The 10,865-nt window shown below is 61.8% G+C and carries 11 protein-coding genes and 1 tRNA gene; 2 read left to right on the top strand and 10 right to left on the bottom strand.

Annotated elements, in window-relative coordinates:
• Positions 1–192: 192 nt before the first annotated feature.
• The 4 genes from GVN17_RS21605 to GVN17_RS21590 are packed head-to-tail and all read right to left on the bottom strand — an operon-like array spanning position 193 to position 2,860.
• Positions 193–1,080, bottom strand: a complete 888-nt coding sequence (locus GVN17_RS21605) for a metal ABC transporter substrate-binding protein (RefSeq protein WP_166597283.1) — start codon at positions 1,078–1,080, stop codon at positions 193–195.
• A 27-nt stretch (positions 1,081–1,107) separates the two neighbouring features.
• Complete coding sequence (locus GVN17_RS21600; protein ID WP_166597282.1) at positions 1,108–1,977, bottom strand: metal ABC transporter permease; 870 nt, start codon at positions 1,975–1,977, stop codon at positions 1,108–1,110.
• On the bottom strand, positions 1,974–2,726 hold the full coding sequence (aztA, locus tag GVN17_RS21595) for a zinc ABC transporter ATP-binding protein AztA (protein WP_166597281.1): 753 nt from the start codon (positions 2,724–2,726) through the stop codon (positions 1,974–1,976). Before aztA ends, GVN17_RS21600 begins: the two co-directional genes overlap by 4 nt.
• Positions 2,723–2,860 (bottom strand): hypothetical protein, encoded by a 138-nt coding sequence (locus tag GVN17_RS21590; protein ID WP_166597280.1) that lies wholly within the window; start codon positions 2,858–2,860, stop codon positions 2,723–2,725. Before GVN17_RS21590 ends, aztA begins: the two co-directional genes overlap by 4 nt.
• 184 nt (positions 2,861–3,044) lie before the next feature.
• Between GVN17_RS21590 and GVN17_RS21585 the strand changes: the two genes are divergently transcribed.
• Both GVN17_RS21585 and GVN17_RS21580 read left to right on the top strand, forming a co-directional pair.
• Positions 3,045–3,644 (top strand): flavin reductase family protein, encoded by a 600-nt coding sequence (locus GVN17_RS21585; protein WP_166597279.1) that lies wholly within the window; start codon positions 3,045–3,047, stop codon positions 3,642–3,644.
• A gap of 129 nt (positions 3,645–3,773) precedes the next feature.
• On the top strand, positions 3,774–4,706 hold the full coding sequence (locus tag GVN17_RS21580; RefSeq protein ID WP_166597278.1) for a LysR family transcriptional regulator: 933 nt from the start codon (positions 3,774–3,776) through the stop codon (positions 4,704–4,706).
• Here the strand turns inward: GVN17_RS21580 and GVN17_RS21575 are convergent.
• The 6 genes from GVN17_RS21575 to GVN17_RS21550 all read right to left on the bottom strand — a co-directional run bounded on the left by GVN17_RS21575 (position 4,696) and on the right by GVN17_RS21550 (position 10,766).
• Positions 4,696–6,276, bottom strand: a complete 1,581-nt coding sequence (locus GVN17_RS21575) for an aldehyde dehydrogenase (NADP(+)) (RefSeq protein ID WP_166597277.1) — start codon at positions 6,274–6,276, stop codon at positions 4,696–4,698. The two genes, GVN17_RS21580 and GVN17_RS21575, sit on opposite strands and share 11 nt — an antisense overlap.
• 14 nt (positions 6,277–6,290) lie before the next feature.
• On the bottom strand, positions 6,291–7,949 hold the full coding sequence (locus GVN17_RS21570; protein ID WP_166597276.1) for a thiamine pyrophosphate-binding protein: 1,659 nt from the start codon (positions 7,947–7,949) through the stop codon (positions 6,291–6,293).
• On the bottom strand, positions 7,942–9,180 hold the full coding sequence (locus GVN17_RS21565; protein WP_166597275.1) for an MFS transporter: 1,239 nt from the start codon (positions 9,178–9,180) through the stop codon (positions 7,942–7,944). The genes GVN17_RS21570 and GVN17_RS21565 overlap by 8 nt, the downstream gene beginning before the upstream one ends.
• A 254-nt stretch (positions 9,181–9,434) precedes the next feature.
• Positions 9,435–10,139, bottom strand: coding sequence for a hypothetical protein (locus GVN17_RS21560; RefSeq protein WP_166597274.1), 705 nt, complete (start codon positions 10,137–10,139; stop codon positions 9,435–9,437).
• Between the two features lie 71 nt (positions 10,140–10,210).
• On the bottom strand, positions 10,211–10,555 hold the full coding sequence (locus GVN17_RS21555) for a bacteriocin (protein WP_166597273.1): 345 nt from the start codon (positions 10,553–10,555) through the stop codon (positions 10,211–10,213).
• A gap of 134 nt (positions 10,556–10,689) precedes the next feature.
• Positions 10,690–10,766, bottom strand: a tRNA-Met gene (locus tag GVN17_RS21550).
• Positions 10,767–10,865 lie beyond the last annotated feature (99 nt).

Below are 10,865 nucleotides of genomic sequence, written 5' to 3'. Positions count from 1 at the left end.
GGGGAAAGTGGGGGCGGAGGTCGCGGCGCAGGTGATCGACCGGTATGGCATTGAGGTTGAAAACGACGCGTCGTGGAGCTGCTGAGTGGCGGCGTTTCGACGATCACTTCGCGAGCAAGCTCACTCCTACAGGGTGAACGTGCTCCGCTGTAGGAGTGAGCTTCCTCGCGATGGCGGTTCCAAGGGCTTAAATCACTTCCCTTTCATCGCCGCTGTCAGCTTGTCGACGTTGTAGCGAAACATCTTCACGTACGTCGTGGCAGGCCCGTTCGCCGGGGATAACGATTCCACGTACAACTCGCCTCCAGGGTGCGCGCCGCTGGCTTTGGCAATTTGCTGTACCAGGCGTGGATCGCCAGAGTTTTCGAAGAAGTAAGCGCTGACATGTTCCTGTTTGATCTGGTTGATCAGCTTGCCCACGTCCGCGGCCGAGGCTTCGGTCTCGGTGGAAAAGCCCAGGGGCGACAGGAAGGTCACGCCATACGCATCACCGAAATAACCGAACGCGTCGTGGGACGTCAGCACTTTGCGCTGTGCGACGGGGATGGCGTTGATCTGCGCGCGGGCATAGGCGTCCATGTCCTGCAACTGAGCGATGTATTTCTCACCGTTGGCTTTGTAATCGGCTGCGTTGTCCGGGTCGGCTTTCTGCAGCGCCTTGATGATGTTTCTGACGTAGACGACACCGTTCACCGCGCTGTTCCAGGCATGGGGATCGGTGATTTTCTCGCCGTCCTCTTCCATGCTGCGGGTCATGATGCCGTTGGACAGCACCACGGGTTCGCCCTTGTAGCCCGATGCTGTGATCAACCGATCCAGCCAGCCTTCCAGGTGCAGGCCGCTGACGAAGACCACGTCGGCCTTTTTCAGCGACTGGGCGTCGTTGGGGGTGGGTTCGTAGACGTGTGGGTCGCCATTGGGGCCGATCAGCGAGGTCACGTGCACGTGATCGCCGCCGACGTTATGCACCATGTCGGCGATAACGGTGAACGATGCAACGGTTTCCAGGGTTTTTGCCTGGGCGAAGTTGGCCAGGCCCGACAACGCCAGAGCGGCGGTCAGAAGCGTCAAACGTTTCATGGTGTTTTCCTTGAGATGAGCGAACGATCAGCCGGACAGGTGAACCCTCGGGAACAGTCGGCGTAGGAAACCGCTGCGTCCAAAGAACAGTGAGAACAGGTAGAAGGCGCTGGCCGTCAGGACGATGGCCGGGCCCGATGCAACGCTGGCGTGGTAGGAAACGATCAGGCCGATGAAACCCGAAAGCGTGGCAACCACGGTGGAAATCACGATCATCCCGGTCAGAGAATTCGACCAGAAGCGTGCGACGGTGGCGGGCAGCATCATCATGCCCACCGCCATTAAGGTGCCCAAGGCCTGGAACCCGGCCACCAGATTGAGCACCACCATCAGCAGAAACAACACGTGATACAGCGAGCCACGCCCGCCGATGGCGCGCAGAAAACCGGGGTCGAAGCACTCCAGAATCAAGGGCCGGTAGATCAGCGCCAAGAGGATCAAGGTGAACGATGCGATGGCGCCGACCATGAAGATCGCCTGATCGTCGATGGCCAGAATCGTCCCGAACAGCACGTGCAACAGGTCGACGTTAGAACCGTGCAGCGAGACGATCAATACACCCGCCGCCAGCGACGTCAGGTAGAAACTCGCGAAGCTGGCGTCCTCTTTCAAGGTGGTGAAGCGGCTCACGAGACCCGACAGCAACGCTACGGCCAGCCCGGCGATCAACCCACCGAATCCCATGGCGGGCAGCGACAGGCCTGCGAACAGAAAGCCCACTGCGGCGCCCGGCAACACGGCGTGGCTCATCGCGTCACCCACCAGGCTCATGCGGCGCAGCATCAGCAGCACGCCTACCGGGCCGGAACCGATGCCCAGCGCGAGGCAGGCGACGAGCGCACGACGCATAAAGCCGAAATCGACAAAGGGCTGAATCAGCAAGCTATAGAGCGTCACAGCGTCTCCTCCTCGTCGACTTCGCAGGGCTGCGCGTCGGGATTCCAGTGCTCGGCCATGTTTTTGGCGCGGCGCAGGTTGTCGGCGTGAAGGATGTCGGCGGTGTTGCCCCAGGCGATGGTTTCCCGCGCCAGCAGCAACGTGCTGGGGAAATGCTGGCGCACCTGCTCGATGTCATGCAGCACGGCGATCACGGTGCGGCCCTGACCGTGCCAGCCGCTGATCAGCTTGAGCAGGTCGCGGGTGGTGCGGGCGTCGATGGCGGTGAAAGGTTCGTCCAACAGAATGACTGAAGCGTCCTGCAACAACAGGCGGGCGAACAGCACGCGCTGGAATTGTCCGGACGACAACGAGCTGATGCTGCGTTGCTCGAAACCTTCCAGGCCCACGGCCAGCAAGGCCTGCCGCGCCTGTTCGGCGTGCTGGCGGGTGGCGCCACGAAACGCCCCGATGCTGCGCCAGGCGCCCATCATTACGGTGTCGGCAACGCTCAGTGGAAAGCTGCGATCGATCTCCGCTGCCTGGGGCAGATAGCCGATGTGCCGGGTTGCCAGGCTGCCGCGATCCACACGTCCGACGGCAGGCTTCAACGTGCCCGCGATGGCCTTGATCAGCGTGGATTTGCCCGCGCCGTTAGGCCCGACAATCGCCGTCAGGCTGCCCGCTGCGAAACGTCCACTGACATGATGCACCGCAGGGCGGCGCTCGTACGTCACGGTCAGGTCATGCAGATCAATCGCTGCGCTCATGGAATCGCCACCGCCCACGCGATGCCAATCCACAGCAGCGCGAGCAGCGTCAATGAAACCAGCACCCGCTTGCCTGCGGACTGAGCGAGGGCGGACGACGCGATATTCGGAGAAAGTCGAGGTGCGGATTTCACGGAAGAAAGTGCCTGAAATGTTTTGTTATAGTATTACATCACTATTTTCAGGCCGCAGGGAAGGGCTTTTTGGGGACGGTTCAGGATTGCGACAGTTTGGCGACAGGAGGGGAATGCCTGCGTTTTGCGGCGAGAACAAAACCCTGTAGCTTCAGGACATCGTTTGTATTTCAGGATCAGATTCATGTCCGCCACCCATCGCCGCTCCGTTCCTCTCGCCAAATGCTATCGCTTGCTCAACCACGGCCCTACCGTGCTCGTCAGCGCTTCCTACAACGGACAACGCAATATCATGGCCGCCGCGTGGGCCATGCCGCTGGATTTCCAGCCACCGAAGGTCACTGTCGTGCTGGATAAATCGGTATGGACGCGGCAACTGCTGGAAGGCTCCGGCACCTTTGTCATCAATGTGCCCACGGTCAGCCAGCTCGATATCGTCGAAACGGTTGGCTCGACCTCGGGACTGGAAATTTCCCGGGAAGATGAGCAGGACAAGTTCAAAGCGTACGGTCTTGAAACCTTCGACGGCGACATCGTTCAGGCGCCGTTGCTGGAAGGCTGCGCCGCATGGCTCGAATGTCGCCTGATGCCCGAACCGCACAACCAGAATCAATACGACCTGTTCATCGGCGAAGTCGTCGCCGCGTGGGCGGACGAGCGCGTGTTCTCCGACGGCCACTGGCACTTTGAGGGTCATGACGCTCTGCGCACTCTGCACCACGTCGCGGGCGGGCATTTTCTGGTGATTGGGAATGAGGTCGTGGGGAAGGTGCTGGAGCGCTGAGGTTCAGAGGCGTCTGTCAATCGCGGCCCATAGTTTTGTAGGAAACCGCTGAAATCACATGAAGCAACGTTGAATGGCATCGGATAAATTCCCTGTCGCCGCGATGCCAACCCCTCCGCAGGAGCCCCCATGAACTCAGACGATCTCGCCCTCTTCGCTCAAGTCGCCAAAAACGGCAGCATCTCACGGGCTGCGATGGAGCTGGGGGCGGACCAGTCAACGGTCAGTCGGCGGGTGGGGTTGCTGGAGGCGGAGCTGGGGGTGCGGCTGTTTCATCGCAGCGGGCGTGGGGTGACGTTGACCGCGCGGGGTCAGCAGTTGCTAGGTTACGCCACCACGTTGAACGACACCCTGGCCGAGGCCGAGCGGGCCATGCGCGACAGTGCCGAGCAAGGCCCGGCCAAGCTGTGCATCGCCGCGCAGCCGACCATCGCGCGGATTCTGTTTGGCAGCCTGGGGCATGCGTTGAAGGCGCGGTATCCGCTGACTCAGGTGCATTTTGTCGAAGGGCTGGCGGCGGACATTCTCAATCGGTTGAGCGATGGCGCGGTGGACATCGCGATCCTGTACCTGCCGGAGCATCCCGGCGCGTTGCAGTTCGATCCGTTGCTCAGCGAAGGCGTGCAACTGATCACCCCTGCCAATTATCCGCTCAAGGGTGACGCGATTTCCGTGCGTGATCTGGGCGATATTCCGCTGATTTTGCCCAGCACCCATCACGGCTTGCGAATGATGGTCGAGTCGCTTGCGAACCGTTACGGCTTTTCGGCGAATATCGCGCTGGAATGCGATGGCTCGATCTCCATCACAAAGCGCCTGGTGCTGGAGAATTGCGGGTGCACCGTGTTGCCGGAGGCGGCGGTGGTTGAAGAAGTGAAGGCGGGGCGGCTGAAAAGCTACCGTCTGGAGGACCCGGAAATCCATCGCACCGTGGCGATTGTCTGGCCGAAGAATCGCGTCACCGCCGACGGTCTGTGGGCGGTGACGCAGATCATCCGGCAACGTGCCGCTGACATGGTCGAGCAGGGCGCGTGGCCGGGAGCGACGCTGATCAATCCGTGATCAGTTGGCCGTTGACCAGACGCCAGGTGTGAAGCGGATTGCCTTGCTGCAAAGCCGGTGGCAGCAGGGCGTCTGGCACGTTTTGATAACAGACGGGGCGCAGGAACCGGTCGATGGCTGTCGCACCGACAGACGTGCTGCGGCTGTCCGATGTCGCGGGAAACGGCCCGCCGTGCACCATCGAGTAGCTCACCTCGACGCCGGTCGGCCAGTCATTGAACAGGATGCGCCCAGCCTTGCGCTCCAGTGTCGGCAGCAGTACCTGCGCGATGGCGTTGTCGCCCTCGTCGTGGTGCAGGGTGACGGTCAGTTGGCCGTCGAATTTCGCGGCGACTTTTTGCAGGTCAGCGGCGTCTTTGCAAACAATCAATAGTGCGCTGGGGCCGAAGTTTTCGTCTTCCAGCCCCGGATTGGCGAGGAAGGTCGCCGAGTCGGTGCGAAAAAATGCCGGCTTCGCCTGGAACGCGCCTTCGGCTTCTCTGCCCTCGGCGACCAAGGTCACGCCAGCAGCCTTGCGCAGAGTGTTCAGGCCGTTGCAGTAGGCGCCGTGAATGTTGGGCGTCAGCATGGTGCTGGGCGTTTTGTCAGACAGCGCCGTGGCAGCCGCAGATACAAAGCGTTCCAGCGCATCACTTTCCAGAGCGAGCAGAATGCCGGGGTTGGTGCAGAACTGGCCTGCGCCTAGCACCAGCGAGTCGACGAATCCCCTGGCAATGTTTTCGGTCCGCGCAGACAACGCCGCTGGCAGCAAAAACACAGGGTTGATGCTGCTCATCTCGGCGTAGACCGGGATCGGCACAGGCCTCGCTTGCGCAGCGGCGACCAGGGCCAGACCGCCGCGACGCGATCCGGTAAAACCCACCGCCTGGATGAGCGGGTGGCTGACGAGCCCCTGACCCACGGCGATGTCCTTGTCGATCAGCATCGAGAACACGCCTTCCGGCATGCCGGTGTCCTTGGCGGCTTTCTGGATGACTCGGGCGACCAGTTCACTGGTGCCGAGATGCGCCGGGTGCGCCTTGACGATCACCGGGCAACCCGCGGCCAAGGCCGATGCGGTGTCGCCCCCGGCCACCGAAAACGCCAGCGGAAAGTTGCTGGCGCCGAACACAGCCACCGGGCCTACGGCAATACGCCGCTGGCGCAAGTCAGCTCGGGGCAGCGGTTGGCGATCTGGCAGGGCTGTATCGATCACGGCACCGTGCCAACGCCCGTCGCGAAGCAGGCTGGCGAAGAGCTTAAGCTGATTGACAGTGCGCATCCGCTCGCCTTCCAGGCGGGGCTTTGGCAGGCCGCTTTCCAGATGAACGCGCTCGATCAGCGTGTCGCCCAACTCCAGCAGACCCTGAGCGATCGCGTCGAGAAAGACGGCGCGTTGTTCATCGCCCAATTGCCGGTAGCGGTCGAACGAGGCCTCGGCCAGCTCGCATGCGGCATCGACATCTTGCGCTGTGCTGGCGCCGAAGGACGGGGTCAGTTGCTCGCCCGTTGTCGCGGCGAGGGCGAACACCTCGCCTGCCTGACCGCGTACGGCCCGTTGACCGATGATCGTTTCACCAAGAATCTGCATGTGCGCAACACCTCTTAATCAAGACGAGCCTGGGGGGTGATCTGCCGAGGGTCGACGCGCAACTCGATCAGCGCCGCAACGCGTGCTTTCTGCGCACGCTGGAAGGCAGCAGGAAAATCTTCGCTGCGTTCGACCCGCTCGGCATGTGCCCCGAAGGATTGGGCCAGGGCGATAAAGTCCGGGTTGGCCAGCTCGGTGGCTGATACGCGCCCCGGGTATTCGCGCTCCTGGTGCATGCGAATGGTCGCAAGCATGCCGTTGTTTACCACAATGACCACTATCGGCGCGTTGTATTGCAGCGCTGTGGCCAGCTCTTGAGGGTACATCATGAAACAGCCGTCGCCAGCGAAGCAGACCACTGTGCGCTGGGGGGCGTGCAGTTTCGCGGCGATGGAGGCGGGTAAACCGTAGCCCATGGCGCCGTTAGTGGGGGCCAGTTCGGTGGCGGGCCGGCGATAGCGGTAGAAGCGATGCACCCAGACCGTGTAGTTCCCGGCGCCGTTGGTCATGACGGCGTCGTCCGGCAGCACCTCGTTCAGGTGAGCGACCACCGAGCCCATGTCCACGCCCGCCAATTGCGGGTGCGGCAGCGGCGGGGTGGAGTGCTCCAGATAATCGGCGCGGGCGGCGTCGGTCCAGCTTTTCCAGGCGCCGCTGGCAACAGGTTCGAGGGCCGCAGCCGCGTGGGCGAAGGTGCCCAGTGAGGACAGAATCGGCAGCTGTGCACGGTAAACCCGGTTCAACTCCTGCGGGTCGGGATGCACATGCACCATCGGCTGTTTCGGCGTCGGGCTTTCGATCAGCGTGTAGCCTTGGGACACCGTTTCGCTCAGCCGCGAGCCGATCACCAGCAACAGATCGCTGGTCTTGACCCGCTCCAGCAGCTTTGGCGAGGTGCCCAGACCCAGTTGGCCGACGTAGTGGGGATCGCGGTTATCGAACAGGTCCTGCCGACGAAACGATGCGGCCACCGGCAAGTGATTGGCGTGAACGAAGCGCTGCAGGGCTTGCGTCGACTCGGCGTCCCATCCGGTGCCGCCGACGATCACCAACGGCTGTTTCGCCGCTGCAAGCAGGTCGCGCAATTCAGCGAGCGCAGCGGCGTCGGGCGCAGCATGGGTGACACGCACTGGCTGCGCGTCAGCGACATCGGCCGAGCCGAACAACACTTCTTCAGGCAGGGCGATGACCACCGGCCCCGGTCGGCCGGACAGGGCGATGCTGAAGGCTTTGCTGACAATCTCCGGGATGCGCTCGATGCTGTCGATTTCGGTGGCCCACTTCGCCAGGCCACCGAACATCTGCACGTAATCGACTTCCTGAAATGCTTCGCGTCCCTTGAAGCGGCTCTCGATCTGGCCGACGAAAAGAATCATCGGCGTCGAGTCCTGTTTGGCGGTGTGCACGCCATTGCTGGCGTGGGTAGCGCCAGGGCCGCGTGTCACGAAGCAGATGCCGGGGCGCCCGGTGAGCTTGCCGTAGGCGTCGGCCATGTTCGAGGCGGCGCCTTCGTGACGGGTGACGATGGTGCGGATGGACGTGGCGTCGTGCAGCGCGTCGAGCACTGGCAGGTAGCTTTCGCCTGGAACGCAATAAAGGGTGTCGACGGCGTTTCGGATCAGCGCTTCGACGAGAATCTGGCCGCCATTACGCGGTGCTTTGGAATCAGACATGGATTTCGAGTTCCTTGTTACGGGTTTCCGGCAGAACGAGAGCGACGAGGAAGACCAGCACATACGCGCACGCAGCCCATACGCCAATCGACGCCGCGAGCCCGAATGAGGCGCTGGTCAGGCCGACACCGGCCGGCACCAACGCGCCGATTCCGCGACCAAAATTGTAGGAAAAGCCACCGGCAGTACCGCGAATCTGCGCCGGGAACAGCTCGGTGAAACAGGCGCCCATTCCCGACACGATGCCGGACTGAAACAAACCCAGCGGGAAGCCCAGCAACAGCAGGCTCCACATCGGCAGGTGCAATTGGGTGTAAACCAGAACGGTGACGGTTGCACCGGCGGCGGACAGGGCGAAGGTCTTGCGCCGCCCCAGGTAATCGCTCAGGTACGCCATGCCGACGTAACCGCAGAACGAGCCAAAGATATTCACGGCCAGGTACAGCGTGGTCATGCTCACGGTCAGGCCCTGGGTCTCTCGCAGGTAAGTGACCAGCCAGGTGAGAATCGTGTAGTTGCCACCCAGTGCGCCCGCGGCCATCAGCGAGGCCATCGCTGTCAGCGGTAAGATCCCGGGCGAAAAGATCAGCGCGAAGTTGGTCCACAGGGACGTCGTCGCCCGGTATTGCGCAGCGGCTTCGAAAGCCTCGGATTCGGCGATGTTGCGGCGCATCCACAGCACCAGAAAGCCCGGCAGCAGCCCGATCAGAAACAGCACGCGCCAGGCGTCGTGCTCAGGCAACAGGTTGAACGTCACCCAGTACGCCAAGGCGGCCAGCGCATAACCCACAGGCCAGCCCGCCTGAACCGAACCCACCGCGCGACCGCGAATGCGTTTGTCGACCACCTCGCCAATCAGCACCGCGCCCGCCGCCCATTCGCCACCAAAGCCGAGGCCTTGCAGGCTGCGGGTCAGCAACAGTTGATGAAAGGAGTCGGTGAAGGCCGAGAGGCCGGTGAACAAGGAAAACCAAAGGATCGCCAGCTTCAGAACTTTGACTCGACCGATGCGATCCGCGAGCAACCCCGCCAGCACCCCGCCGATGGCCGAAGCGATCAACGCCGACGTGCCGATCACACCCGCTTCGGCCTTGGTCATGCCCCAGACCGCGAGCAAGGTGGGGATCACGAAGGCAAACAGCTGGACATCCATCGCATCCAGCGCCCACCCCATGAAACACGCCCAAAACGTTCGTTTCTGGCTGGGCGCCATACTGCCGTACCACGACATAGATACTCCATCGCGCTGCTGCGCTGTTGTTATTGGAATCTGGATAGATGCCCACAGGCGGCGACATCATGGAGCGAGTATGTGAGAGCGGCGGGGTGGGGCGAATAGCGTGGGGTGCATAGCTGGTATGCGGGGGGATGGGGAGAGGCGTGGGAGGCTAGCTGTAGCAGCACGGCTTGCCGACGGTGGCTTCCTTGACACCGCCACCGCCGGCAAGCCGTGCTGCTACAGAGGTCATGTCACTGTATTCAAGCTTACTGCTGAACCGCGCTAAACCCTTCGAACGCCGTCTGCTGCTGAATCGCAGTGACGATGTTCTTGCGCGTGGCAGGCTGCTCGTTGCCGTCTTTGTCGACGAACATTTCGTTCTGCAATTCGGCTTCGTCGCCTTCACCGACGAAGGTGAAGCCCAGGAACTCGAACGCTTCGCGGTCGGCGTTAGCCTTGGAGCGTGGGGTGCGCAGGGGAAGGGTGACGCTGGCGCCGTCCTTGCTGATGATGAACACTTCGGCTTCTTTTTTGACCCGCGCGGCCTTGCTCTTGCCGCCGCTCGGGTTGCTGACGGCCTGATGCGTCTGGTTCAGGACTTTCAGCGCCAGGCTGTAGACCAACTCTTGAAAGCTCGGGTCATCCTTGTAACTGGACAGAATCCGGCTGATCGGGAATTTCGTGCTCAGGTCTTCCAGAGCGGCCATGTCGGCGGCTTCAGCGTCTTTCAACTGTTTCAGCTGACCCATCAATTCGTAGGCCTGATCGTCATCGAAACGGTCGTGGGCCTGACGGATGGCGGCGCGCAATTCACGAATCTGATCGCTCTCCTTGGCGCTATGAAAGGCGTCGAGGACCATTTCGCTGATGGTTTTCGCCTGCGGCACATGCTGTGAAAGATTGATGGCGTCTTCGTAAGCCTGCTTGGAGGAGAGTGGAGGCGCTGCTACGTCGGTGTGGGAATCTGACATTAAACATCCATTGCTTCATTAACGGGTTTGATCGCGAAACGCGCATCCGGCGTTTCGCGAAGGAGGGTAAATTATTTACCGCCCAGAGCACCACCCGCTGCGCCACCCAAACCTGCGCCGATGGTCCCGCCCGTACTGCCGCCCAACTTGTTGCCAATGACTGAGCCGGCCGCGCCGCCCAGGCCGCCGCCGATGGCGGCGCGAGTCTTGTGGCCTTTTTTCGCGCCGACGGCACTGCCCGCCGCGCCTGCCAGACCCGCACCGACGACCGCGCCATTGCTGCCGCCCATCTTTTGACCGACGACGTTCCCCAGCGCACCGCCCAGACCGCCACCGATCGCGGTGTTGGTGCTGCCTGCCACCGCGGCTTGGGAAATCAGAAGACCTAGAACCAGTGCAGGAAGTGTGAAGCGCATGAATTCGACCTCGGAAGAGACAGGGTGATGGGCTGATTGGACCAGAGATGTCTGGACCGACAGGGCCATGAGCAGCACGTGTCGGACACCCAGAAACAACAAAGCCCGCACGAGGCGGGCTTTGTTGAGGTACTTGGTGGCTACACAGGGACTTGAACCCCGGACCCCAGCATTATGAATGCTATGCTCTAACCAACTGAGCTATGTAGCCAAGTGGCGCGCATTATTCGCTCAGATTGAAGATGTGTCAAGCGTCTCTCCAAAAAATTTATGCGTGTGATCAAGCGGTTAGGGTTTTCAGTCCGAATCC

This window comes from Pseudomonas sp. SLFW, from assembly GCF_009905615.1.
In the GTDB taxonomy this organism is placed as follows: Bacteria; Pseudomonadota; Gammaproteobacteria; order Pseudomonadales; family Pseudomonadaceae; genus Aquipseudomonas; species Aquipseudomonas bambusae.
The sequence above is the reverse complement of the archived record's forward strand: the minus strand, read 5'-3'. Positions and strand labels throughout refer to the sequence as shown.

Coding starts and splice junctions, on each gene's coding strand:
- GVN17_RS21560 (WP_166597274.1), bottom strand. CDS start 10,139: ATGTCAGATTCCCACACCGACGTAGCAGCGCCTCCACTCTCCTCCAAG.
- GVN17_RS21585 (WP_166597279.1), top strand. CDS start 3,045: ATGTCCGCCACCCATCGCCGCTCCGTTCCTCTCGCCAAATGCTATCGC.
- GVN17_RS21580 (WP_166597278.1), top strand. CDS start 3,774: ATGAACTCAGACGATCTCGCCCTCTTCGCTCAAGTCGCCAAAAACGGC.
- GVN17_RS21570 (WP_166597276.1), bottom strand. CDS start 7,949: ATGTCTGATTCCAAAGCACCGCGTAATGGCGGCCAGATTCTCGTCGAA.
- GVN17_RS21565 (WP_166597275.1), bottom strand. CDS start 9,180: ATGTCGTGGTACGGCAGTATGGCGCCCAGCCAGAAACGAACGTTTTGG.
- GVN17_RS21575 (WP_166597277.1), bottom strand. CDS start 6,276: ATGCAGATTCTTGGTGAAACGATCATCGGTCAACGGGCCGTACGCGGT.
- GVN17_RS21605 (WP_166597283.1), bottom strand. CDS start 1,080: ATGAAACGTTTGACGCTTCTGACCGCCGCTCTGGCGTTGTCGGGCCTG.
- GVN17_RS21555 (WP_166597273.1), bottom strand. CDS start 10,555: ATGCGCTTCACACTTCCTGCACTGGTTCTAGGTCTTCTGATTTCCCAA.
- aztA (WP_166597281.1), bottom strand. CDS start 2,726: ATGAGCGCAGCGATTGATCTGCATGACCTGACCGTGACGTACGAGCGC.